This is a genomic window from Alcanivorax xiamenensis (assembly GCF_009846745.1).
In the GTDB taxonomy this organism is placed as follows: domain Bacteria; phylum Pseudomonadota; class Gammaproteobacteria; order Pseudomonadales; family Alcanivoracaceae; genus Alloalcanivorax; species Alloalcanivorax xiamenensis.
On sequence record NZ_AQPF01000053.1, the window covers coordinates 1 to 24003 of the forward strand.

The following is a 24003-nucleotide window of genomic DNA, read 5'->3' on the forward strand; positions in this document are numbered from 1 at the left end:
AATACCGTGATGGCGAGCGACGGGCTCACGGTGACTGACAGCACCGATAACCCCACAGCGACCACGGCGTTGGAAGCAGGAACGATAACGGTGTGGGCTAATCCGACCGGAGGTGTCGCGAACGAAATTGTGATTGACGCCAATGCCGGCACCATCGGCGGTTTAACCAACACCAGTTTCGATCCGAATAACTTCACCAGCGGCCAGGCCGCCACGGAAGACCAGCTCAAACAAGTTAGCGATGTGGCCAGCGCCGGCTGGAACGTCACCGACGCCGACGGCAACACGGCCAACATCGGTCCGAACGGTCAGGTGTCCTTCGAAGGTGATGACAACATCAGTGTGGCACAGACTGGTGCGGATCAGGATGGTGTGATCGAAGTGACCCTTAATCGCGATCTAGAGTTGGATAGCGTTACTGCCGGTGACACTGTTGTTGATGGCCATGGTGTATCGGTTGGAGACGATGTGCAGCTGGGCGATAACGGTCTGATCATCGCTGGCGGACCGAGTGTGACCGGCAACGGTATTGACGCTGGTAACCAAACTATCGTCAACGTCGCACCAGGAGAGATTAGCGCAACCAGCACCGATGCGGTCAATGGCAGCCAGCTTTGGCAGGTCAGGGATATTGCCAGTGCGGGCTGGAATCTGACTACCAACGCGGACCCGTCTTCCGTCAATAACGTGGGTCCCGGTGGTACGGTCGATTTCTCCGGTGATGGCAATGTGCTGGTAAGCAATGACGGTACTGATATCTCCTTGGAGTTGGCTGATTCCATTACTCTGGGCGACGGTGACAACGCCATTACCATAAACGGTAATGAGGGCAGCGTGACTACCGGCGATGTCACCCTGAACGGTGATGGTGTGGTAATCGCGAACGGGCCGAGCATGACAATCAACGGTATAAATGCAGGCGGCATGCGGATTGCCAACGTTGCCAGCGGGCTGAATGGCCGGCAACTCGATCAGATAACCGGCGACGATCTGATGAATGCCGTGAATGTCGGTGATCTTCAGAACGTGGCGGGGGAAATCGGGAAGAACGTCGCGGCAGCCAAAACCGAGGTGGAATCCGGAAACAATATCAAAGTCTCCGAGAGAACCGGTGATGATGGTCAGACTATATACACCGTCGAGACCGAACGTGATGTGGATTTTGACAGCATTGAAGTGGGGTCCGTGAACATCGACGAAAACAACGTCGATGAGAATGGCAATACCATTATAACCGGCGTTGGCAATGGCGAAATTGCTGAAGGTAGTACTGATGCGGTGAATGGAGGCCAGCTTTACGATGTGGCGCAAAAAGTTGAGGATATCAACAATTCAGTGGACGGTGGTATGAACTTCGGTGGTGATGAAGGTGGCGAGGTTAACCGTAAGCTGGGTGACACCGTAACCATTAGTGGTGATGAAAACATCACAACGAAGACGGTCAGCAATGGTGACGGTGCCGGAGTGCAAGTGACTCTTAACCCGAACTTGAACGTTGAAAGCGTCACCACGGGAAGGACCACCGTGAATAATGACGGTGTAACCATAGCGGGTGGACCGAGTATGACGGTGGATGGCATTGACGCTGGCGGGAAAACCATTACCAATGTGGCGCCTGGGGTCAATCCAACTGACGCTGTTAACGTTGGTCAGATCCAGGAGATTAACCAGTACTTCAATAACCAGATCCATAACGTCCACAACCGTATTGATCGCGTGGAACGTAATGCGAACGCGGGTATCGCGAGCGCGCTTGCCGCCTCTTCGGTACCTCAAGCCTGGATGGCGGGAAGAGGCATGGTGGCAGTGGGTGCCGCTACCTATGAAGGAGAATCCGCGGTGTCGATTGGTGTGTCACGTCTTTCAGACAATGGACGTTGGATTATTCAAGGTAAAGTCACCGGGGATTCACGGAGTAATTTCGGTGCGGGTATCGGCGCTGGCTGGCACTGGTAAGGAGTAAAATTGTGAAAAAGTTACGTCTTGATTCGGCGTATAAAATCTTCTGTGTGGCTGCTGGTATCGTGCCACTTCTGATCGCGGCGGGCTGCGCAAGCCCGCCGAATAATGATCGAACGGACCTGCGTGATGCGGGGGATGGGTTTCCTGCCCTGGATGAGAATTGGCATGACGGAGGGCGGTTCGTTGACCCTGAGAGTATTCTGAGGATCACCGAGGGGCAGTCAAAGGACCAGGTGCGCCAACTCATCGGTGATCCCAGTTTTAGTGAGGGATTCTTCCGGGTTAGAGAGTGGAACTATGTCTTCAATCTCTATGTGGGTGAAGGTAAAGAATATATTACTTGCCAGTATCAGGTTCATTTCGATGACGACATGGCGCTTGAGAGTACCCGCTGGCGCGATCAGCAATGCCCGAGGCAGATCGTAAAGGAGGAAATCAAGGAAGAGCCCGAGCAGAAAGTCATCACTCTCTCCGGCGATGTTCTGTTCGATTTCGATAGCGCGAAGCTCGGCTTGGAAGGGCAGCGTGCGCTGGACCGGGCACTGATCGGCATTCGTCAGGACTTCAATGATCCTTCGATAGAGATTGTTGGATACACGGACCGTTTTGGGTCCGAACCCTATAACTTATCGCTTTCGCAGTCACGAGCGGAAGCCGTGAAACGCTATCTTATGGAGAATGGGGTTTCGGGTAATGCCATTTCTGCTCTTGGTAAAGGTATGGCGGATCCTGTTGTCATGTGCCACGGAGCAACCCCCACATTGAGCGTGGCTGAGTGCTTACGGCCGAACCGGCGTGTGGAAATCACCGTGAGTGAGCATGGCTGACGAAAAGATGTCTTCAAAGGTGATGGAATGAAATTATGCTCGCCACTTGCGGCGCTGCTGTTACTCGGTGGCTCCGCGGATGCCCTGTCTGATTATCAGACAGGGCAGGCGCTGTATCAACAGGGCAGGTTTGCTTCCGCCGTACATGAATGGTACGCCGACGCCGAGCGGGGAGAGCCAAAAGCGCAGTTCGCGTTAGGGATGATGTTCGAGCGTGGACGAGGCGTGCGTAAAGACATGGAAGAGGCTCACAAATGGTATCGGCTGGCGGCGGAGAATAATTTCCCCGATGCTCAGATTCGCTTGGCCCAGCTCTATATGGTCGGTGCATTGGATGGGGGCGCCCAAGAGGGGAAAAAGTGGTATGCGCGAGCCGCCGCGGGAGGCAGTGCCTTGGCTCAGTTTATGCTGGGGCTTCTGTATCTGGAAGGCAGGGGCGTTGAAAGTGATGAAAAACAGGCGGCCCACTGGTTTGAGCTGGCGGCGAACCAAGGGTATGCACCAGCACAGAACAATCTGGGCAGTTTCTATCAGGCAGGCCAGGGCGTGGAGCAGAATTTTACTCGCGCTTTTGAATTGTTCCAGGATGCGGCCCGGCAGGGAGATGCCAGAGCGCAGAATAATCTGGGAAGTCTGTATGCTAAAGGACATGGTGTGGATAAGAACCAGGCCTGGGCTGTGTTCTGGTTTACTTTGTCGGCCCAACAAGGCAATGAAGTAGCCCGGAAAAACATAGCGGCAAGTTTACCAAGACTACAGCGTAATCTTATCGCGGGTAGCCGTGTCAACATCCGTTCGGGCGCGGGTACGGGGTATAAACGAATAACCCGGATGGAAAAGGGGGATACAGTGTATGTGCTGGGTAAGGGCGGAGGCTGGACCCAGATCTATTTTGAGCAGGGAAACAACTTTGGGCTGGGTTGGGTGGCGAGTCGCCTTCTGCAAGGCGGCGCCGGGTGAACCGATCTCAGAACCAAGAACGGAATGTTTGGCCAGTACTCATCCTCGGGGCCGGTGGCGTGGCGCTATTGGTTGCACTGTTGTACGGCGCCTCCGATGAAAAGATAGCCGGATTTGCCGCCATGAGCGCTTTGTTCCTGGGAGGCATGGGCATCGTGCGGCTTTGGCGAATACGACCAGAAGAACTGCTGTGTGTTGATCGGGGGAGCAGTGGGGATGAATACACCCTTCTTCAGGGTGATGCTCTCACCATTGAAAAAGAACGATCTATCAGCACCGGCAACGCCACCGGCGCTGATAGGAGAGTGGACAGTCCCTAGTACCGCACTGTCACCGATTTCAGTTCGGTGTAATCCTCGATGAAGGCGCTGCCGAACTCCCGGCCGATGCCGGAGCCCTTGACGCCACCGAACGGCACCGCCGGATCAATGAAGGTGTGCATGTTCACCCACACCGTGCCCGCTTCGATGCGCGGCACCAGGCGCAGCGCGCTGGACAGGTCCCGGGTCCAGAGGCTGGCGGTGAGGCCGTAGGGGCTGTCGTTCATGAGGGAGAGCAATTCCTCTTCGTCATCGAAAGGCAGGAAGCACGCCACCGGGCCGAACACTTCCTCTTGCAGCAAAGTGGCATCGCGACGATCCGCCACCGCCAGGGTCGGTTCGATAAAGAAGCCGGGGCGGTCCAGCGTCCTGCCGCCGTGGACGATTTCACAACCCTGATCGGGGGCACTGGCGAAGTACTGGCTGACTTTTTCGAAGTGCGGGCGGTTGGAGAGCGGTCCAAAGTCGGTGCTTTCATCCAGCGGCGAGCCGATTTTGAGCTGCTTCAGCTGTGCCGCCACGCCGTGGACGATTTCATCCAGCCGTGAGCGGTGCACGTAAAACCGTTCCGCCGCCGCGCACACCTGACCTTGATGCAGATAGGCCGCTTCCATGACGCCCGCCACTGCTTTTGGGGTGTCGATATCAGCGAGAAAGCCAGCGGCGTTCTTGCCGCCCAGTTCCAGCGTGGCGCGGGTCAGGTTGGCCTGCATGGCCTGAGCACCGACCTTGAGACCGGTGTTCATGGAACCGGTGAACGAAACCTTGTTGATCTTTTCGTGCTTGATCAGCGCCTGGCCGCAGGCACCGGTGCCGCAGACCACATTGAGAGCGCCGTCGGGCAGGCCGGCTTCCTTTGCCAGTCCGGCCACACGCAGCAACGTGAAGGGGGTGAACTCGCTGGGCTTGATCACCACGGTACAACCGCAGATCAGCGCCGAGGCAATTTTCCAGATGGCGATCATCAATGAGAAGTTCCACGGTACGATACCGGCCACCACGCCGACCGGTTCGCGTAACGTGAAGGCAGTGTAGCGTTCGCCCTGCATGGAAGGCAGTGACGGTGTCAGTGTTTCACCGTTGATCTTGCCGGCCCAGCCGGCGTAATAACGGAGAAAATGACTGCTTTGTCCGACCTCGAAGGCTCGGGACAATTGAATGGTCTTGCCGGAGCACAGGGTTTCCAACTGAGCCAGCTCTTCCCCATGCTGATCGATCAGATCCGCGAGCCGGTTGAGGATGGCGCCGCGCTGCAGCGGTGCCATGTCCCGCCAGGTGCCGTGAAAGGCGTGGTGGGCGGCGTTCACCGCGGCGTCTATGTGCTCGGGCTGTGCTTCCCGTACCTCCGCGAACGTTTCTCCGGTGCCGGGGTTCACCACCGGATGGGCCGGACCGGTGGCCCGGCCATATTCGCCGTTGATGAAACAATCATGGGCCTGCTGCAGGAACGCCCGCACCTCGGGCAGTAAAGCGATATCGCTCATGGTCCAGTCCTCATTGCATTAAAACGAAAAGGCGACGATCAATTGGCTGTACAGGTTGCGATCGTCATTACCCAATTGCGTACCGCCGTCGGCGGCGGCGCGGTCCGGTTGGTACAGACCGATAACCGGAATCAGGGCGAGGTGGTCGTTCACCGCCCATTCCAGATAAAGGTCATATTCCCGGGCGCTGGTGTCCGCGCCGGCGTCGCGGTCCAGAGTGGAGAAGTCGTAGGCCAGCAGACCCAGAGACAGGTTTTCCTTGGGAGTGACCTTTGCCGCCAGGTGATGGACTCGCGTATTGGTATTGAAGGGGCCGGCGTAGTTGGCCGCCACCTCACCCTGGAACCAGGTGCCGAGTGCTCGGCCGTTGCCGTAGAGCAACGGGTCGTAGCCGGTGGAGAAACGGCTGAAGCGGTAATTGATACTGGGTTGCCAGGGCAGTCCGGCGAAGGTCCAGCCCAGTTCCGCGTACCAGGCGTTCTCGTCGTCCTGATCCTGGTCCTGCCAGGCGTATTCCGCCGCCAGAAACAGATTCTCAACGCCGGCGTTGCCCTGAGCGCGCAGGCTGACGGTTTCCATGTCATCCCGTTGTGGATAGAGAAAGGCGAATTCGTCGTCGAGATCGGTGACCTTGACGTAGGTGAGGCCCACGGTGCCCTTGTCGTTTACATGCTCCAGCACACCGACGTTGAGTTCCGGTTTGGCCTGGGCGGGGTTGTCCGATTGCAGCCACATGACGTCACCGCGCCAGCCTTGTTCGCCACCCAGACTGATGATGGCGGTCTTGTCGAAGGCGCTGCGACCGGCAAGATAGTAAGCGCCGCCGCGGTTCATAACACCGTTGGCGATGCCTTTGCCGAAGTTCAATGAATCGCTGGTGATCAGGAAGCCGTCGCCGACGATCACACTCTGCCGGCCAGCGGACACCGCCAGACCGTCTTTGCCCAGAGCGGGAAACAGGGTTCCGGAATGCCAGGCGAGGAAAGCGTCTTCCAGTTTCGTGGTGCGCTCACTGCCGTCGGAAAAACCGCCGGCGTCGCCGTCGCCCCAAGTGCCAGTGGTGGTCCAGCGCAGTGCGCCGGTGATGCGTTGGTCACGATTCAAACGATGCTCCGCGCTGAAGCCATACTTCACCGCCGCCTCCTGCCAGGTGACACTGCCTTCATTCAGCGTGCCGGCCTGGTCGTAGCTTTCCTGACTGTGTAGCCAGGCGGCGGTGCCGGAGAGATCGAAGTTCAGGGTGGTATGGTCGTTCGCGGTCAGTTCCAGGGCCTGGGCACCGTTACTGTTGATCAGCAAGGCATAGCCGCCAGCCAGAAACAAGCGCCGGCGTGAGGTGGAATAAAGCATGATGCGGATCCTCTGTTGTTATGGTTTTGGCGCGGGCATGCCGTCGTTGATGTCGATGCCCTGTTCGCGCATGGCGTGGATCAGACCGGACCGGGTGCCGGGGATGTTGTCCATCATCCGGTGGCGAATCGCCGCCACCTCATCGGCGCTATAGGGTTCGGCGTCGGCCGGCGTGCTGTCACCGGCGATGCCGTCGCGGCGCAGAATCCAGTTCAGCAGTGCCGCCAACTGTTCGTCGTTCAAGGCCGCCTGAGCCACGCCGGGTACACGCACCAGGAATTCCCTTCCCCCCGGTACGCGTAGAAAGCTGCCGACAAAGCCGATCATGTTGGGAACGTCGTTGGCGGGCGCGCCTTGCCCCTGGGGGAGATGGCAGCCCGCGCACTGCAGCTGATAATTCACTTCGGGGCGATATCCGGCTTGTGACAACGGCACCTGAGGCTGCTCATTGCCGGGGGCCGGTTTCTGATCGGGGTTGGGAAACGCCCGCGCGTGCCCGGCCGGCGCGGCCAGGCAAGTGAACACCAGTAATAGTGGCGGCAGCGACTTCACGACCGACCCTCAACCGGTGGCCACGCCGCGGATCACGGCGACGGTGCAGTTGTAGACGTTGGCCTTGGCGCCCAGGCACCAGTTGATGTCGTTGTTGTTGAACGGCCGGTACATCGGCTCCTCACTGTCGTTACGGGTGCAGGCGCACTGGCCGCAGCTGTGCTTACCGCAGCAATCGTTGTAGGAGATGATGTAGTCCAGGCCGTCCGCCGGGTTGCGGCAGGTGCCGATCCAGGTGACTTGGGAGACTTCCGTGCCCGGCGGACAACTGGTTACCGAGCCGCCGCAGCAGCTGCACAGAAAGCCGTCCACGGAGCAGTAACGCCAGTAGTCGCAGCTGTTGGGATCGCCCGGATCACCAGCGGATGGCGACTCCGCGGCCAGTGCCTTGGCGGTACGGTCGATGGGCAGCAGCACCGGCATGGCGGTGCCCACAACCATCAGGGAACCCAGCTTGGAGAGAAAGTTTCGCCGCGACGTGGTGCTGGCCACGTGCCGGCTGGAGCGTTCGAAAAACCGGTCGAGAAATTTCATGGTCGGACTCCTGGCTCAGGACGGCGTATGCATGGAAGGAGATGGCTTGCTGAGGTATTCCTGCAGCGTGGCGGCGCCCAGGTGCTCGGTTTCGAACAGGCTGTCCAGGTGTTCCCGCGAGTTCACCAGCCCTTTGGCCTTGAGCACGCCCTGACGGTCGATCATCACCGCGTAGGGCAGCTTGCCGATCTGATAGGTCATCCCCACCTGCGGGCTGACCACGTAGCGCGAGTTTTCCAGCCCGAATTCCTTGATCAGCTTTTGCTGCTGTTCTGGCTCACCGTCGCTGATGTACACCACTTCCAGATCGTCGCGGGCCTTGTCGATGGCGCGCAGCGCCGGCAACAGGGATTTGCAGATCGGGCAAGTCGGCGACAGGAAGAACAGCAGTTGAGTGTGATCGTTGGCGTAGCCAAAGTTCACCGGACGCCCCAACAGATCCTCGGCGGTAACCTGGGGCGCGGGCTGATTCACCGCCACGCCCTTGTCCACCATCAGCGCGCCGGCGGGCGCGATACGGCCATGCAGGACGCCGATCTGACGGATCAGACTGAACACCACGAGGGCCAGGGCAATCAGCAAACACCAGAGCAGAATGTTGGAAATCAATAGAGCAGTCATAGCGTATTACCTTCCGGTCAAAGCAAGCAGGCGCGGCCGATTTGCCAAGAGGGCATCGGTCGCGGCGTAAATCAGCAGGGTCGCGGCGCCGGCGGCCAGCACCACGAAACCGTCGAATAAACCCAGGGTGCGTTCGGCCATGGGCAGGCCGGCCAGTATCGCCAGGGCGATCAGCAAGCCATTGCGGATCAGCAGCAACGGATGCAGGGGTTGCTGACTGTTGGGGCCGGCGCAACCGCAATCGAGATCGTGGCGCCCGCGCAGTAGATTGGTGGTCATGGCCAGGGCGTAGAGTGCGAGCAGGCCGGCGGCGAGAATGGCGCTGGTGACGCGGCTGGGCTGGAACAGCAAGCCGAGGGCCAGCGCGCCTTCCAGAACCGGCAGGGCGCGGGCGGTTACCGTGGTCAGGCTCGTTGGCAACAGCTGGTAGGCATCCAACTGGCGTTCGAACCAGGCCGGCGCCTGCCATTTATGCAGCGCCGCGCTGGCCAGGATCACCGCCAGGGCCAGAGCGCCGGCGATGCTGATAATCGGATCCAGCGTCATGGTTACTCCTCCACTCAGTGATTGAGGATCAGCGTTGGGGTCTTGCTGACGCCTTCCATGGTGTGAAGGTGCTTGCCGGTTTTCAGATCAAAGGTCTCCAGGCCGCCCTCGATGTTGGTGCCCAGCAGCAGCGGGGCGTCATCGTTGGTGGCGTTGAGGCTCCAGATCAGATTCGGCGCTTCCAGCGTGCCGACCTTCTTGTGAGTTTTCAGATCGAACGCCCAGATGATGGTGCTCGGGTCTTCCCACTTGTGCCGCTCATGGTCGGGGTGCATCAGCACGTAAAGACGATTCAGTCGCGGGGCTATGGCCATCAACTGCCAGCCGCCGGGGGCCCAGCCGTCTTTCTTTTCCTGTTCGGTGGTCAGGGACCAGGTGGGCAGGATCCTGGGTTTGGCGCCGGAGAAATCGACACCGTGAATCACACCCTCGGTGGTAACGAAATAGAAGGTGTCGCCCAGATGGATGGCCCTTTCCACCAGCTTTTCCTGTTCCGGGTCGAAGAATTTGCTGGTGGTGCGATCACTGACCTTGCCGTTGTCATCCAGGGTGGTGACTTGCAGATCGCCGCTGCCGCACAGGGAGGCGAAACGCCGGTCACCAATCGGGTAAGCGAGAATGCAGCCGTTGATGTTGACCTCGCTGGCCACTTTTCGGGCCTGGGTATCGACCACGGTAATGGTTTGTGAGGGCGTGAAGTTGTAAACGTAAACAAAGCGGTCATCGCCGCTCATCGACAGCGCGTACTTCTCGGTCAGCGTGGAGGCGCGTTTGGCCGGGATTTCCACTTCCCAGGAGGGGGACAGCGTGCGGGTATCCCAGGCGGTCAACACATCGGTGCGGGTGCCGCGCACATAGCGGCTGAAAAAGATATCGGCTGTGTAGACCGTCTTCTGATCGTGGGCCAGCACCGCCGGCGCTGCGCCGCCGGTACTGAGCATGCCCAGCACTTTTTGTCGGTCCGGATCCACCACCACCACCCGGGTGGCGACCATGTTGTCGAACTCGAAGTCGATCAGATAACTGCGATGAGGACTGGGAGGGAAAGGCAGTTCGGCCTGGCCGACGGTTTCGGTCGGCAGCGCCGCGTACAAGGACGGTGGGACCAGCGCGGATCCCAGCGCCAGCAGGCCGGCGGCAAATTTGGACAAAGGCATGGTGATTCCCTGTTTTTGGTTATCGATGGCATGGAACACTGCCTTCAGTCTGCGCCGGTCAGGGAAGGGGAAGCTTGAGAATGGGTGCCAACCCGTTGGCTATTCTTGCCAAGACTAAGAGCAGGCTCTTAGAGGCGGGCGCGCACCCGCTGCTGAATGTCGAGAAGCTGGGGCTGGCTGAGCGTGGTGAGCGTCTGCAGGCGCTCAGGCAGTCCGCTGCTCTTGCGTTGAATGTAGAGATTGAAGCCTTTGCGGCGGTCGCCGCGCACCTGAACATCGGCGATGTCCTCATAGGGAATGAGGGCCAGCCGTGGGCGCAGAGTCGTACCGAACAGAGCTCCGAGGATGTCCCCGAACAGGGCCGGCCGGTCGGGCAGCGGCGCCAGAGGGACGTAGTGGACCCCGTGATCGTCCAGTCGGCAACGGATAACCCGGCCGGTACGCCACAGCAATGCCAAGCCGAGGATCAGAAACAGCAAGGACATACCCGCCATGATGATGCCGGGAAAGCTGACCAGCGAGGTCAGATAGAAAAGGACGCTGTCCTTCAGCGATTCACCCGTGCCCAGGCAGATCCAGACCGGCAGTAAGCCCATGAAAGTGAAAATGCTGCCCGAGATGGCGGTGGGATAGCGCTTCAGGTAGTAGGATGTTGCCATGTCCATATTTCGCCGGTAAGCGTCCATGAACGGATTCAAACATAAAATGGAAAGCGATGCCGCCGCCCCTGTCCGCCTCATTCTCCAGGTATTGCTGCTGTGGTTGTGGCCGGCGGTGCCTTGGGCGACCGAGATTGGTCCGCCGGGCGTCTATCTGGATTTCGCCGGCGACCGCCAGGACCGGTACCAAGGGCGGCTGACTGCGCCGGAATTCACCGAGCCGGTGTATTTCCTGCTATCGGATTGGGTCGCCGCCGAGATCAATGTCGGTGGTGTGGAAGACAGGGTGGCGGCCAGGTTGAGTCGGGAGATGGGGGACATCTGGGGCGGACCGGGCAGCTATGATCTGGCCACGGGACCGGAGCCGAAGGAAGGAGCCTGGTTCGCAGGTGTCCTGGCGCCAGGACGTTATGCCTTGTGGGTGGCGTCGCCGGAACGCAAGCCGGTCACCTACACCGTGTTCATGACGGCGCCATCGCGCCGGCCCCCGGAGATCTGGAGCGCGGAACTGGGGTGTCTGTCGCGGGAGCCGATCCTGGTGACCGAACAGTTGGAGGCACCGGTACTGACGCATCGCTATCTGGTGAGAATCGACCGCCAGGTGTTGTTGGAAGCGACGCTCGGCGTGACCGGGCCGATGCCGGCGTTGCGGATTCTGTCCGCCGATGGCCGGCGCATTCTGGCACGTGCCCATGATGGAACGGATAGCGTTCGTACCCGTGTGACACCGGGCCGCTACCAGGTGGAGGTCAGCGGTGAGAGGGCCGCCTACTATGACCTGACCCTCCATGCCACCGGGCTCTCAGAAAGAGATGACTGACCCGGTTCTCCGGATCAGTTGGGACGGCCCCGTGCCTGCAGACGCCAGTCGCTGGGGCTGATGGCGAAAGCGGCCTTGAAACTGCGGCTAAAGGACGCGCTGTCGGTAAAGCCGTAATCCAGAGCCACTTCCAGAATGCTGCGATGGTCGTTGTCGGGCAGGGCGAGCGCGTCACGCACCGCGTCCAGGCGCACCTGGCGGATAAAGCGCCCGGGGGTGACCTGATGTTCCTGAAACAGCCGATACAGCGCGCGCCGGGACACATGCAGCGCGTCGGCCAGTTCGTCCGGGCTCAAATGCGGGTCGTCGATATGGGCGAGCACGTGTTGATGGGCGGTATCCAATCGCAGGGTGTGCGGGGTTTGATTTGCCGGCCTGACGGAACAATGGATCAGGGCGGACAGCATCAACTGCACCGCCTGGAAGATAGTCTGGGCGCTATCACCATCGCCGGGTCGGTCCAGTAACGCCAGCAGGGCGGCCAGGGCCGCGCGGGCGGTGGTGCGATCACTCAACGAACGGCCGCAGAGACGGTCACTGATCTGGTGCCAGCCGGGCACCGCATGGTAGGGCAGGGTCAGCACCGCCAATTGCGCCTGGTGATCTTTCTCCAACCGATAGGGGCGGCTGGTATCGCACACGGTGATATCGCCGGGACACAGCACCGCGTGGTGGCCATCCTGCTCCACCCGCATGCGCCCGGCCTGCTGCCACATGACCTTGAGATAGCCGGTTTCCGCCTGTTTGATGGCGTAATCGGTGCGGGTGAGCTGGCACTGGTCGGCACGGATCACCGCCACCGAGCGCTCGCCGAGACTGGTCAGGCGCACCCGGGCGTGGAAGTCATCATCCCGGGGCGAGGCGATGCTGAGCCAGGGAAAGTTGTCGTTGACGAACTGCCGCCACGGCTGAAACCCCCGCAGGGTGCGTGTTTCCACAAGATGGCTGGTGCTGGTTGCGGGTTCCATCGGGACCCTCCGCGTAGGCGTTGGCGAAAAGGAGAGAACGGTCGCTGTCTTGTTGTGATGACGCTTCCGCTAATGCGGCTACCGGCGCAGCAAGCGCCGTGCCAAGAGGGCCTTTTCGCTTTGGGTTGTTGGACTTTTAGGGAAATATAACAAATTAATGAATCGGGGCAATCAGGCAGAGGGAGGAGGGGGCTACAACGCGGCCATGGGGAGTTTGCTCGCAAGCGAACGTTGGAGCCCTGAAGCCCGTTCGCTTGCGAGCAAACTCCCACAGCGGCCTCGTGGCGTCTTCTGGGCCAACTCTATTCAGGGTGGGTCAGACCCACAAAAAAACCCGCCGAAGCGGGCTTTTTGTGGCCACCTTTTTACTACCAGAGGCTGATCAGCGGATCAGGCCTTGGGGCCGGCGGCGTGGATTTCTTCGGACACGTCCGCGTATTTCTCGGCGAAGTTCTTCTCGAACTGCCGTGCCAGATCACGGGCTTTGGCGTCGTACTCTTCCGGCTTGGCCCAGGTGTTTTTCGGTTGCAGCAGGCTGTCGTCCACACCGGGCACGGTCTTCGGCACATCCAGGTTGATGATGTCCAGGTGTTCGGTTTCCGTGTCGTCCAGGGCACCGCTGAGGATGGCATTGACCACGCCACGGGTAGTGGGGATGCTGAAACGATCGCCCTGGCCGTAGGGGCCGCCGGTCCAGCCGGTGTTGACCAGGAACACCTTGGAGCCGAACTCTTCCATGCGCTTGATCAGCAGCTCGGCGTATTCACCGGCGCGGCGCGGGAAGAACGGGGCACCGAAGCAGGTGGAGAAAGTGCTCTTGATGCCGGGCTCGGAACCCATTTCGGTGGAACCGACCAGAGCGGTGTAGCCGCTCAGGAAGTGGTAGGCGGCGGCTTCCTTGCTCAGGCAGGACACCGGCGGCAGCACGCCGGTCAGGTCGCAGGTCAGGAAGATCACATGCTTGGGTTCGCCGGCGCGGTTCTGCGGTACCCGCTTCTCGATGTTTTCCAGCGGGTAGGCGGCGCGGGTGTTCTGGGTCAGGGACACATCGCTGTAGTCTGGCAGGCGGGTTTCGTCGTTGATGATGACGTTTTCCAGCACCGCGCCGAATTTGATCGCGTCCCAGATCACCGGCTCGTTCTTCTGGCTCAGGTCGATGCACTTGGCATAGCAGCCGCCTTCGATGTTGAACACAACGCCTTTGCCCCAGCCGTGCTCATCGTCGCCGATCAGGTAGCGGGCCGGGTCCGCGGACAGGGTGGTCTTGCCGGTGCCGGAGAGGCCGAAGAACAGGGCCACATCGCCGCTTTCACCAACGTTGGCGGAGCAGTGCATCGGCAGCACGTCCTTGGCCGGCAGCAGGAAGTTCTGTACCGAGAACATGGCTTTCTTCATTTCACCGGCGTAGCGCATGCCGGCGATCAGCACTTTGCGTTGGGCGAAGTTGAGGATCACGCAACCGTCGGAGTTGGTGCCGTCGCGTTCCGGATCACACTGGAAGTCCACCGCGTGCAGGATCTGCCATTGGTCCTTGCCGGCCGGATTGTAGGTGTCCGGGCGGATGAACAGGGTGTTGGCGAACAGATTGTGCCAGGCGGTCTGGGCGGTGACCTTCACCGGCAGGTAGTGCTCTTCGGCGGCGCCAACGTGAAGATGGGAAACAAAGCTGTCACTTTCGGTAACGAAAGACGCCACCCGATCCCAGAGGGCGTCGAACTTGTCCACCGGGAACGGGCGGTTCACCGGACCCCAGTGGATCTGCTCACTGGTGGAGGGTTCGTCGACGATGAAACGGTCCATCGGGGAGCGGCCGGTACGGTGACCGGTTTCCACCACCAGGGACCCGTTGGCGGCCAATTGGCCTTCGTTGCGCTGAATCGCCAGCTCCACCAGTTGGGCCGGGCTCAAATCGTTGTAAATAATGGGATCGGTCATGGTTTTTCCTGGGCTTGTGGCCGAGCTGCGGGCTTGTACTCGGCGGCCGAAACCGCGTTCAAGGTAGCAAAGCCCCCTAGTTCGCATTGCGGGTGACAGTGCCGGTCTCGTGCCCTTTCGGGGCAAGACCTGAACCGGTGGTGTTTCCCACCTTTCGCCGTTTCCGGACCCGGAAAAACAGGCCAAGGGTAGCCGGACGGCGACTGCACGGGCCCAAGGAAGCAACCGGGTGGATGGCTTCGGGAAGCCCGACAGGGGCGCGATTATGCCAGAAAAGCCAAAAGGTGGCGACGCCGCGCCGAGGTCCGTTGCCACGGTTTTATGTTTCTTTGTGAATCAGCTCCGCCAAATCCACCGCATCGAAGTGTTCCTGATGGCCGCAGAAGTCGCAGGTCAGGGTGGCCTCCCCCTGCTCGTCCAGGATCGCTTGCAGTTCTTCCTTGCCCAGGGAAACCAGCGCCCGCTGGGTGCGCTCGCGGGAGCAGGTGCAGCCGAACGCCAGCGGCTGGGCCGGCGGCAGCTGCGGCGGGGTGTCGTGGAACAGCCTGTGCAGCACGGTGGTGGTGTCCAGGTCCAACAGTTCCTCGCCGCTTAGTGTGCTGGCCAGTGTTTCCAGGTGTTCCCAGGTGATGGCGTTGTGGTCGGCCTCGGCGACCTGATTGGGCAGGCGTTGCAGCATCAGGCCGGCGGCACGGCCGTTGCCCGCCGCCAGCCACAGGCGGGTGGGCAGCTGTTCGGATTGCCGGAAATACCCTTCCAGGCAGGTAGCCAGGTCCGGCCCTTCCAGAGGGACGATGCCCTGATACTGGCGGCCCTGCTCCGGACTTATGGTGATCACCATGGTGCCCTCGCCCAGCAGCGCCGGCAGGTTGGCGCGGTCCGTCGGCAGGGATTCCGCGTGGCGGGCCAGTGCGCGCACCTTGCCGTCGTCGCTGCATTCCGCCATCAGCAGCGACAGCGGTCCCTTGCCCTGGGCCTGCAGAGCCAGGCGGCCCTTGAATTTGAGGGTGCTGGCGAGCAGGGCCACGGCCACCACCGCCTCGCTGATCAGGCTCTGCACCACCAGCGGGTAGTCCCGGTTGCCGGTGATCGACGCCAGACTGCTTTCCAGGCGGATCAGTTCGCCACGGATGTCGGAGTCCGGGAAGAGAAAACGTTGCTTTTGGTCTTGCATCGGTACTTTTCCTGCTGTTTTCGGGGCGCTGCCGAATCGATGGTAAACGGCCCTTAGATGTCGTTGTCGCGCTTGAAACGGGCCAGATCGCGCCGTTCCTTCTTGCTGGGGCGGTGATCCGGGCTGGCGTTGGCGCTGTGCGCCATGCGCCGTTGCTCCGCCTTGTTCTCGCGTTGCTGGCGGCTTTCCTCGGTTTCCTGATAGAGCGTCTGGGCGACGCTGGCTGGACCGCGCTTGTTGCTGAGGCCCTGGACCCGCACCGTCCACTGCTCATCGCCTTTGCGGATCAGCACTTCGCTGCCGGGGTGCACGGTTTTGCTGGGCTTGGCCTTGGCGCCATCGACCTGGATCTTGCCGCCTTCAACGGCCTGCTTGGCCAGGCTGCGGGTTTTGAAGAAGCGGGCCGCCCACAGCCAGGAGTCGATGCGGGTGCCCTCGCTCACGGCAGGACCCGCAGGAAATCGTCGATGGCCTCGAACGGGTGGGTGTCGTCGCGCTCCGGCAGGCCGGAGTCGGGGCGGCGGATCGAAACCAGATGGCCCAGGCCAAAACGCCGGCCGGAATGTAGCACCGGAAGAGAGTCGTCCACCAATAGTGTGCGGGCCGGATCGAACGGGTGCGCCTCGCGCAGATCCCGCCAGAACGGTTGGTGTTCCTTGGCGTGGCCGTAGTCGTGACTGGACACCAGGGCATCGAAGTACCGCTCGATGCCGGTGCGTTCCAGTTTCACCCGCAGCGCGTCGCGGTGGGCGTTGGTGACCATGATTACCCTTTGCGAGCTGGCGGCGAGAGCGTTGAGGAACGCCTCGGCGCCGGGGCGGATGGCGATCCGGTCCGCCGCCGCACGTTTCAGTTCGGCGATGTTCAGTCCCAGCTCCGACGTCCAGAAGTCCAGGCAATACCAATTCAAGGTGCCCTGGTGGCGGGCGATCCAGGCGTGCAGTTTGTGTTCCGCCTGATCGGCGGGCAGCCCGTGGGTCAGGGCGTACTGTTCGGGGACGTGCTGCTGCCAGAACCAGTTGTCGAAGCGCAGATCCAGCAGGGTGCCGTCCATGTCCAGCAGCACCGTGTCGATAGCGTTCCAGTTGATCATTGTCATGCCTGTCGGGGAAGTACCTGTCGCGGTGGCACAGTATGCAGGATCGGCGCCGGCGCCGAAATACGCCGGGTGTCCGGTCCTGGTGCGGCGGTGCATAATTGGGGCACATACGACAATAAAATGAGAAGGTTCGGTGAACGAAGAAGGATTCCTCTACGAGCGGATCAGCCGCCGGTTGTTGGAGCAAATCGGTGCTGGCAGCTACGCGGTGGGGCAGAAGCTGCCCTCGGTTCGACATTTGAGCCGCCTGTTCCAGGTCAGTGTCAACACGGTGATGCAGAGTTACCGCCAATTGGAGGCGGAAGGCTATCTGGAGATTCGCCCCCAGTCCGGCGCCTATGTGCGTCATTGTGAAGTCCATGACGTGCCGGAGCCGGATGGGTCGCGCTACCCGTTGCTGCCGGTGGAGGTGTCGCTGAGCGAGGAGGTGTTGCATTACATGGAATTGCATGTGATGCCGCGCCAGGTGCGGCTTGGTATCGCCTTGCCCGGTGTCGAGGTGATGCCGGTGGAGCGGGTCACCTCGACCATCCGCGAAGTGGCCCGGAATTACCCCCAGGAGACCTGGGATTACATGCATCCCCATGGGTTTCCGCAGTTCACCCATCATCTTGCCCGTCGCAGCCTGTCCTACGACGTACCGGTGGTGCCGGACGATATCATCGTCACCGGCGGCGCCATGGAGGGCTTGTCCCTGGCGCTGCGCAGCGTCAGCCGGCCCGGCGACGCCGTTGCGGTGGAATCGCCCACCTATTACGGCACCCTGTTGTTGTTGAAGACGCACCAGCGGCGGGTAGTGGAGATTCCCACCCATCCGCGCCATGGCATCAGCCTGTCGGCATTGGAGCGGGTCTTCGCCGAGCGCGGAGTGTCCGCCTGCATCGTGTCCGCCAATGCGCAGAATCCGCTGGGATTCACCATGAGCCGGGAGCGCAAGCAGGCATTGTCGGCGCTGGCCCGGCGTTATCAGATCCCGCTGATCGAGAATGATGTCTGGGGCGATACCGTCTATGAAGATGGCGCGGTACCGGTCAAGGCCTTCGACGACGACGGCTGGGTGCTCTACTGCAACAGCTTTTCCAAAACCCTGATGCCCGGCCTGCGCATCGGCTGGGCGGCGCCGGGCCGGTTCCAGCGGCGCTTTCTGGAACTCAAACAGCTAAGCACCATCACCTCCACCTCCCTGTCGCAGATCGTCATGGGGCGGTTGCTGGAAAGTGGTTTCTACGCTCAGCATATCCGGGATTTGCGCGCTACCCTGCAGAGGCAGGTGGAGGCCACGGCCCGGGAGGTGCGCGCGGCGTTCCCATCGGGTACCCGATTGACCCGCCCCACTGGCGGCTGCGTGCTGTGGGTACGGTTGCCGGGCCGGGTGAATGCCGCGGCGCTGTTCGAAAAAGCGGCCCGGGAAGGGATCCATGTCTTCCCCGGCGGTGTGTTCTCGCTGGACAACAAGCACTCGGATTACTTGCGCCTGAACGCTGGTGGCCCGGTCACTGGAGAGGTAGTGCGGGCGTTACGCTGGCTGGGAAAAGCGGCCGCCGAGCTGGCGGCCGTGGCGGGGAACGCTAATCGCGGCTGAGGCCGGTGTAGTCGTCCGTGTAGCAGGGCGATTCCCCGCATACATCGATCACCGAACCGAACTGTTCCAGGAACGCTGATTTCTGTTGCCGTGCGCTCACTGTGTTGCGCGGGGACTCGTGAGGATCCTCGCCGGCGCTTGGGCCGGTATTGGTCAGCGGAGCATAGGGCGTGCCGTGGCCACTGTCCGGGTCATGGGCGCCGCTGTCCCAGACCATCAGGGCATGGCCGTGATAGGGGTACTGCTGGATGCGCTCAATATCGACATAGGGCACGGTGTCCGGGTGCTCTCCCAATCGGGCGGTCGGCTCATGCATGGCCGCGCCGATGGTGCGAGCCATGATTTCCGCGCTCCAGGTGGTGACCAGGTGATCACCCAGGGCGGGGTGAAGAAGAACGCGCTTGCCGGTGGGGGTGCCGGGCAGGGAACGGCCGGCAAGATGGCTGAGGTAGCCGTTGTTTTCCGCTCTGTCCCAGAGCATTTGCATCAATCCCAGCACCAGGCTGCGATCCAGTTCGTTCGGGTAAGCCTGGTTGAGAATGACGCCGAACCGTTCATTGAAAGGGCCGTACCGGCGCAGCAAAAGGCTGTAGTTGCTGCCGGGCACGCCCAGGACACCACGATGCAGATTCGGGGCGGTGGCAATGAGGGCGCCGCCCAGGATGCCGCCCTGGCTGTTGCCGTCGTAGAACACCTCGGTGGGGTCGTAGATCAGGGTGTTGTCCGGGCCATGGTGGAACGCCGGGTCGGAGGCGAAGCCATCGGGATGGCGCAGAAGCTCGGCCAGGAACATGGCATTGAGCAGGCCCTGTTGGCTACGGTCGAGTTGGCGCGGTAACAGAGAGATGTCAGCGAGGATGTGATGGATCACGCCGGCGATAAAATCCTCTTGAGCCATGCCTATCCAGTCGGTGGCGCAAAACAGGATGTTGTGCTCCGTTTGCATGGCGCGCACGTTTCCGGAGCGGAACTCACCGCCAGGGCCTTCGCCAAACAGACCATGGCCGTAAAGCGCGGGCCGGGCGGGAGTCACCGGGCTGTCCGGATCGGAGAAATCCTGCACCGTGGAGTCCGGGACCTGGCAGCGAAAGCGGGCGGTAAGGGTGTCATCGCCGTTCCACTGTTCCGGCAGAGCGTCCGGTGCGTTGTTCCCGGAATAGTTGAAGCTGGCACCGGGAACGCCTCCAGTTTTATTCAGAAAGTTGGGGACTTCGAAGGTGCCGGTGATGCCACGGCTAAGGCCGGAGCGGGGTTTGCCCTCAATATCCGTGCCGACCTGATCAATGGTGAACGCGGGGGCGCCGCCTCCCAGATTGGCGAAGGCCTGATCGCGGATATGAAGGAGCCGCTCGGTCAGGTTTTTCTGGCTGGCGACGGTAAAGGTCCATGCCTGTATCAGGTCCCGCCGTGCGATACCGTGGCTTTCCAGGGATGCAAACAGGGTGTTCATGCTTTCCCGGCGGGCTTCCAGCACCGGCTCCCCGGTATCTTGACCATCCCGGTAGGCTTTGAAGAGCGCGGACGCTTCAAGGGCTTCCCCCTGGTCATCAACCAGGTTGCGCAGGGCCACGATGTAGGTCCGTCCTTCCAGCAAATTCCGGGCGGGCCGGATGAGCAGGGCGCGGCCTTCCGTGCTGGAGGCATTGGCGTCCATCTCCACCCAGATCAGTTGCCGCTCACCGGTTTCCGCGTCGAGCAGCAGTACCGGGGCGTCCGTGTCCATCGCCTTGGACAGATCGTCGATAGTGACGGCGCCGCTGGCCTCAAGATCCACGTTTCCGGTCCAGGTCTGGATCATGGCGCCGGGCGAGAAACCATCGTTCCGGTTCCACTCGGCGGGATCCACTGGCGTGGCCTCGGTGGTATGTACTCCGGTTGGGGCATAGGGGTTGGCGTCGATGGCGACCGGCTGGGCGATGGGCATCGCCTGCCGCTGGAAATTGACCCGGAGGCCGGTTGGTGTGGCCGCATCGGCTTTGGTGAAGTAGTTATTCGGAAACGGGTACAGACAACGAGCGGTGACGGTCAGATCGCAGTATTCGGCGCTGGACAGGTCCAGATCGGACAGGTCGGGGGGCGGCTCCCCGGTGGCGGGACCGGACGATGAGCCGGAGCCCCCGCAGGCGGTGAGCAAAAGGAAGGAGCATGCCGCACCGGCAATGGCCAGGCGAGGATGTCGGATACTAAACATGAATCATTCTCCAGAACGACATTTTGTTGTTGTTGGCCTTTTTATCTAGCCATCACCGGGGCCTTTGATGAAAGGCACAGTTTGGAAGAAGCGGCTGGAACAGTGGGGAAAATCCTGGATTTGAAGCCGCCGGGTAGCCGCGGACCGGCTTGGGAAAATAGGGGGGACGCGATAAAAAACGCCGGCTGACGCCGGCGTGGTGAGGCAGTGCAAAAGGTAAGGACGTTAATAGCTCTCCCGAGAGCGCTCACTAATAGCTAACGACCTCGGCGGTTATCTAACCGTCTCGCGCGGCGGCATAACAGATACAGTTGCCGCCATTTGGCTGAAACAGTTGCATGGCCTGATCCGGCCACTTCCGATGGCGATACTGTGTCAGCAACTTTGCCGGAACTGTGTCTGTTTTGGCGATGCCGCCATGCCTACCTTCTAAACCGATAACAACAACATCGAGGAGAGACATGATGTCCGTGACAGGATCGGGCGCGCGCGCGTTGTCGGGCTATAGACGGTCGGGCGACAGAGAGTCGGACAGTAACGGGTCAGACAACAACGGATGGAAGCAGGGGGTGGCCGGCGCTTTGCTGGTTGGCGCGGCCCTGGCGCTGAGTGCTTGTGGGGGCGGTTCGAGCTCCCGCGATCGCGCCCCGGAAGTATTCCTGAGCGTGCTGTCCAGCGACCCGCAATGGGTCAGCGGTGGTGATGCGCGCATTCGTATCGAAGGGGCGCCGGAAGGCGCGACCCTGGCTCTGAACGGTGAGCCGGTGACAGCCGACAGCCTGTCAGAAAAAGAGAATGGTCTGGAAGGGGTAATCTCTGGTCTGGCTCTGGGCGATAACGAGCTGACCGTGAGTGACTCGGAAGGTGGCGTTCTGAGCACGCTCACGCTCACCAACCACCCGCAGGAAGGGCCCATGTTCTCCGGGCCGCATCAGTACCCGTTCGTGTGCACCACGGTATCTGAATTCGGCAAGCAGCCGTTGGTGGATACCGGCGGTGACGAGGGCTTCCCTGTATACGACGAAGGCGGGCAACAGATCGGCCTGAGCCGGGACTGCGGTCTGGAGCCGTTCGTGGAATACGTTTACCGCGGCACCGACGGCAGCTACAAACCGATGCCGGAAGACGGTTCCCGGCCGGCGGACATCGCCACCACCACGCTGATGGACGGCCGCGAGGTGGACTTCGTGGTGCGTTGGGAACGTGGCACCATCAACCGTTTCCTTTATTCCATCGCCATGCTCGCGGAAGCCGGCGAGGAGGCTGGATCGCTGGATACCAGCCTCTGGAACGGACGGCTCATGTACCGCTTTCAGGGCGGCGTCGGCATCGGCCACACCCAGGGACGCATGGACGTCAACCGCCGGGCGTTGCAGCCGGATGTTCTGGGCAAGGGATACGCCATCATTTATTCCACCGGTAACCGCATGTCCGAGCACTACAATGTGCAGGTGGGCGGTGAGACCGCGCTGATGGTCAAGGAACGCTTCGTCGAGTTGTATGGCAAACCGCTGTATACCGTTGGTCTCGGTGCGTCCGGCGGTGCCATTCAGCAGTACGTGTACGGGCAGAATCACCCGGGGCTGATCGACGCGGCGATTCCGGTGCAGAGCTATCCGGACATGGTCACCCAGACCATCCACATCGGCGACTGTGAGTTGCTGGAGTACTTCATGGATGCCACGGACCGCACTAACGAAAAATGGCATGTCACCAAGAACCGCACCTGGCTGGTGGGGCTGAACGCCACTGATGAGGTACCCGATCCATTGGCCGGCGCCAAAACGCAACTGGGGTATGGCACCGCGCCGGGTTCCACCGAGTGCGTGGAGTCCTGGCGAGGACTGACGCCGCTGACCATGAACCCGCACTATGGTCAGGCCCGCAACCAGGAGCAGATGCAGCCGGCGGGCATCATGGATGCGGTGAACTGGAGCCATTACGACGATCTGCGCAACGTCTATGGCATGGACGGCGAGGGCTATCCCCGCCGTCTGTTTGACAATGTCGGTGTGCAGTACGGTCTGCAATCCTTGCTGGATGGCCATATCTCCGCCGAGGAGTTCCTCAACCTGAACGCCCGGGTGGGGGGCTGGAAGCCGCAGAAGGACATGGTGCAGGAAGGCTTTCCGTTCATCGGTACCCTGGACGACGTGCTGGCGGACCCGAGCACGTTTGATCCGTGGAGCAAGCGCAACATGACTCTCAGCGAGGATCCGTCCACCCCGGCGCCGCGTACCGAAGGCAATCTGGAAGCGATTCGCGCCGCCTATGAGGCCGGTATCGTGTTCCACGGCGAGATCGGCATTCCGGTGATCGACTGGCGCCCGTACTTGGAAGAAGAGCTGGATATGCACAACGCCCACCAGTCCTTCGCCGTGCGCCAACGCATGATCGACTTCGCCGGCAACGCGGACAATCAGGTGATCTGGTTCAGTGATGCCCGTCCCGAGGAAGGGCCGGATCAGGTGGCGCTGGCATTGGAAGTGGTGGATGAATGGATGGCCAATCTGCTGGCGGACCCGCAAGCGTCGGTGGCCCAAAGCCGGCCGGAACGCGCCCGGGATGCCTGTTTCGCCACCGATGGCAGCCTGATCGCCCGTGGTGACGATGTGTGGGATGGTGTGCTCAATGAGCAAGAGGAAGGAGCCTGTACCGAGACCTTCCCGCTTTATTCCACATCGCGCATTGTCGCTGGCGCGCCCTATCAGGGTGATGTCTTCAAATGCGCGCTGAAACCCGTCAGCACGGCTCTGCAAGACGGAACCTACGGCGATTGGGCGCCATCGGCGGAGCAGATCGCCGAACTCAACGCCATCTTCCCGCAAGGGGTGTGTGACTACAGCCAACCGGACCAGGGCCGGCCCTGATTCGGAAGTAAAAAAGCATCGCGGCTCGTGAGCCGCTCCCACAAAAGACGTTGATGGGTTCTGTGGGAGCGGCTCACGAGCCAGTGGTGTCTCATAATTCGCTTACACGCAACACGCAACACGCAACACGCAACACGCAACACGCAACACGCCAAACCCTTGGTTCGCTTGCGCAGCCTTGCAGACACGAATTCGCACAGCATTCGCTGCCAAGCGGGCCGCTCCACAACTGTGGGACAGCAACGACCCACGAGCCGCGATTCCTTTCACGAGCCAATCCCGTTAGGCTTGGGGCCGAGAGCCTGTTCATGATCGTTACGCCGCCGCGCCGGAGTTCCCTGTTTACCCGGTAGAGAGTGTTGTCAGGTCGTGATTCCGATTGTGCGGTGTAG

21 protein-coding genes are annotated in these 24003 nt (G+C 61.1%); 7 read left to right on the plus strand and 14 right to left on the minus strand.

From position 1 onward, the window contains the following. The 4 genes from A6D6_RS18950 to A6D6_RS18965 all read left to right on the plus strand — a co-directional run. Positions 1-1956, plus strand: a 1956-nt coding sequence (locus tag A6D6_RS18950; protein ID WP_201303853.1) for a YadA family autotransporter adhesin, incomplete at its 5' end; no start/stop codon positions are given. A gap of 11 nt (positions 1957-1967) precedes the next feature. Next, complete coding sequence (locus A6D6_RS18955) at positions 1968-2789, plus strand: OmpA family protein (protein WP_159661580.1); 822 nt, start codon at positions 1968-1970, stop codon at positions 2787-2789. Positions 2790-2816: 27 nt separating this feature from the next. Next, positions 2817-3749: an SH3 domain-containing protein gene (locus A6D6_RS18960; RefSeq protein WP_159661581.1), complete on the plus strand. Its 933-nt coding sequence runs from the start codon at positions 2817-2819 to the stop codon at positions 3747-3749. Next, the gene (locus A6D6_RS18965) at positions 3746-4069 is read left to right on the plus strand and encodes a hypothetical protein (RefSeq protein ID WP_159661582.1); all 324 of its coding nucleotides are present in this window, start codon (positions 3746-3748) and stop codon (positions 4067-4069) included. Before A6D6_RS18960 ends, A6D6_RS18965 begins: the two co-directional genes overlap by 4 nt. Here the strand turns inward: A6D6_RS18965 and A6D6_RS18970 are convergent. From A6D6_RS18970 to A6D6_RS19005, 8 genes are all read right to left on the minus strand, one after another. Continuing rightward, complete coding sequence (locus A6D6_RS18970) at positions 4066-5553, minus strand: aldehyde dehydrogenase family protein (protein WP_159661583.1); 1488 nt, start codon at positions 5551-5553, stop codon at positions 4066-4068. The genes A6D6_RS18965 and A6D6_RS18970 overlap by 4 nt on opposite strands. A gap of 18 nt (positions 5554-5571) precedes the next feature. Further along, a complete protein-coding gene (locus A6D6_RS18975) occupies positions 5572-6903 on the minus strand; it encodes an alginate export family protein (RefSeq protein WP_159661584.1) in 1332 nt (443 codons plus the stop codon). A gap of 18 nt (positions 6904-6921) precedes the next feature. Next, positions 6922-7455: a cytochrome c family protein gene (locus A6D6_RS18980; RefSeq protein WP_133492179.1), complete on the minus strand. Its 534-nt coding sequence runs from the start codon at positions 7453-7455 to the stop codon at positions 6922-6924. Between the two features lie 9 nt (positions 7456-7464). Beyond that, the gene (locus A6D6_RS18985) at positions 7465-7989 is read right to left on the minus strand and encodes a methylamine dehydrogenase light chain (RefSeq protein ID WP_133492178.1); all 525 of its coding nucleotides are present in this window, start codon (positions 7987-7989) and stop codon (positions 7465-7467) included. 15 nt (positions 7990-8004) lie between these two features. Beyond that, the gene (gene mauD, locus A6D6_RS18990) at positions 8005-8610 is read right to left on the minus strand and encodes a methylamine dehydrogenase accessory protein MauD (RefSeq protein ID WP_159661585.1); all 606 of its coding nucleotides are present in this window, start codon (positions 8608-8610) and stop codon (positions 8005-8007) included. Between the two features lie 6 nt (positions 8611-8616). Next, on the minus strand, positions 8617-9156 hold the full coding sequence (locus A6D6_RS18995; RefSeq protein ID WP_159661586.1) for a MauE/DoxX family redox-associated membrane protein: 540 nt from the start codon (positions 9154-9156) through the stop codon (positions 8617-8619). 14 nt (positions 9157-9170) lie between these two features. Beyond that, positions 9171-10313, minus strand: a complete 1143-nt coding sequence (locus A6D6_RS19000; RefSeq protein ID WP_159661587.1) for an amine dehydrogenase large subunit — start codon at positions 10311-10313, stop codon at positions 9171-9173. Between the two features lie 128 nt (positions 10314-10441). Beyond that, entirely contained in the window at positions 10442-10972 is a 531-nt protein-coding gene (locus tag A6D6_RS19005; RefSeq protein WP_159661588.1) for a hypothetical protein, read from the minus strand. A 25-nt stretch (positions 10973-10997) separates the two neighbouring features. Between A6D6_RS19005 and A6D6_RS19010 the strand changes: the two genes are divergently transcribed. Then, the gene (locus tag A6D6_RS19010) at positions 10998-11792 is read left to right on the plus strand and encodes a hypothetical protein (protein WP_159661589.1); all 795 of its coding nucleotides are present in this window, start codon (positions 10998-11000) and stop codon (positions 11790-11792) included. Positions 11793-11806: 14 nt separating this feature from the next. On the opposite strand, the gene A6D6_RS19015 is transcribed toward A6D6_RS19010, so the two are convergent. The 5 genes from A6D6_RS19015 to yrfG all read right to left on the minus strand — a co-directional run bounded on the left by A6D6_RS19015 (position 11807) and on the right by yrfG (position 16962). Beyond that, complete coding sequence (locus A6D6_RS19015; RefSeq protein ID WP_133492172.1) at positions 11807-12760, minus strand: helix-turn-helix domain-containing protein; 954 nt, start codon at positions 12758-12760, stop codon at positions 11807-11809. Positions 12761-13150: 390 nt separating this feature from the next. Further along, complete coding sequence (locus tag A6D6_RS19020) at positions 13151-14695, minus strand: phosphoenolpyruvate carboxykinase (protein WP_159661590.1); 1545 nt, start codon at positions 14693-14695, stop codon at positions 13151-13153. 319 nt (positions 14696-15014) lie between these two features. Further along, the gene (hslO, locus tag A6D6_RS19025) at positions 15015-15869 is read right to left on the minus strand and encodes an Hsp33 family molecular chaperone HslO (protein ID WP_133492170.1); all 855 of its coding nucleotides are present in this window, start codon (positions 15867-15869) and stop codon (positions 15015-15017) included. A 53-nt stretch (positions 15870-15922) separates the two neighbouring features. After that, entirely contained in the window at positions 15923-16312 is a 390-nt protein-coding gene (locus tag A6D6_RS19030; protein WP_159661591.1) for an RNA-binding S4 domain-containing protein, read from the minus strand. Next, the gene (gene yrfG / locus A6D6_RS19035; protein WP_236564172.1) at positions 16309-16962 is read right to left on the minus strand and encodes a GMP/IMP nucleotidase; all 654 of its coding nucleotides are present in this window, start codon (positions 16960-16962) and stop codon (positions 16309-16311) included. The genes A6D6_RS19030 and yrfG overlap by 4 nt, the downstream gene beginning before the upstream one ends. Before the next feature lie 139 nt (positions 16963-17101). On the opposite strand from yrfG, the gene A6D6_RS19040 reads away from it, so the two are divergent. Beyond that, the gene (locus A6D6_RS19040) at positions 17102-18550 is read left to right on the plus strand and encodes an aminotransferase-like domain-containing protein (RefSeq protein ID WP_133492167.1); all 1449 of its coding nucleotides are present in this window, start codon (positions 17102-17104) and stop codon (positions 18548-18550) included. Here A6D6_RS19040 and A6D6_RS19045 read toward each other — a convergent pair. After that, a complete protein-coding gene (locus A6D6_RS19045; RefSeq protein ID WP_097058100.1) occupies positions 18537-20741 on the minus strand; it encodes a hypothetical protein in 2205 nt (734 codons plus the stop codon). The genes A6D6_RS19040 and A6D6_RS19045 overlap by 14 nt on opposite strands. A 569-nt stretch (positions 20742-21310) precedes the next feature. Between A6D6_RS19045 and A6D6_RS19050 the strand changes: the two genes are divergently transcribed. Then, positions 21311-23611, plus strand: a complete 2301-nt coding sequence (locus A6D6_RS19050; RefSeq protein WP_133492165.1) for a DUF6351 family protein — start codon at positions 21311-21313, stop codon at positions 23609-23611. The last annotated feature ends 392 nt before the right edge of the window (positions 23612-24003 follow it).

What these genes read in the sequence shown, in the direction of transcription:
- A6D6_RS18970 (WP_159661583.1), bottom strand. Translation starts at nt 5,553, where the DNA reads ATGAGCGATATCGCTTTACTGCCCGAGGTGCGGGCGTTCCTGCAGCAG.
- A6D6_RS18975 (WP_159661584.1), bottom strand. Translation starts at nt 6,903, where the DNA reads ATGCTTTATTCCACCTCACGCCGGCGCTTGTTTCTGGCTGGCGGCTAT.
- mauD (WP_159661585.1), bottom strand. Translation starts at nt 8,610, where the DNA reads ATGACTGCTCTATTGATTTCCAACATTCTGCTCTGGTGTTTGCTGATT.
- A6D6_RS18985 (WP_133492178.1), bottom strand. Translation starts at nt 7,989, where the DNA reads ATGAAATTTCTCGACCGGTTTTTCGAACGCTCCAGCCGGCACGTGGCC.
- A6D6_RS19000 (WP_159661587.1), bottom strand. Translation starts at nt 10,313, where the DNA reads ATGCCTTTGTCCAAATTTGCCGCCGGCCTGCTGGCGCTGGGATCCGCG.
- hslO (WP_133492170.1), bottom strand. Translation starts at nt 15,869, where the DNA reads ATGCAAGACCAAAAGCAACGTTTTCTCTTCCCGGACTCCGACATCCGT.
- A6D6_RS19020 (WP_159661590.1), bottom strand. Translation starts at nt 14,695, where the DNA reads ATGACCGATCCCATTATTTACAACGATTTGAGCCCGGCCCAACTGGTG.
- A6D6_RS18995 (WP_159661586.1), bottom strand. Translation starts at nt 9,156, where the DNA reads ATGACGCTGGATCCGATTATCAGCATCGCCGGCGCTCTGGCCCTGGCG.
- A6D6_RS19045 (WP_097058100.1), bottom strand. Translation starts at nt 20,741, where the DNA reads ATGTTTAGTATCCGACATCCTCGCCTGGCCATTGCCGGTGCGGCATGC.
- yrfG (WP_236564172.1), bottom strand. Translation starts at nt 16,962, where the DNA reads ATGATCAACTGGAACGCTATCGACACGGTGCTGCTGGACATGGACGGC.
- A6D6_RS19015 (WP_133492172.1), bottom strand. Translation starts at nt 12,760, where the DNA reads ATGGAACCCGCAACCAGCACCAGCCATCTTGTGGAAACACGCACCCTG.
- A6D6_RS19005 (WP_159661588.1), bottom strand. Translation starts at nt 10,972, where the DNA reads ATGGCAACATCCTACTACCTGAAGCGCTATCCCACCGCCATCTCGGGC.
- A6D6_RS18960 (WP_159661581.1), top strand. Translation starts at nt 2,817, where the DNA reads ATGAAATTATGCTCGCCACTTGCGGCGCTGCTGTTACTCGGTGGCTCC.
- A6D6_RS19010 (WP_159661589.1), top strand. Translation starts at nt 10,998, where the DNA reads ATGAACGGATTCAAACATAAAATGGAAAGCGATGCCGCCGCCCCTGTC.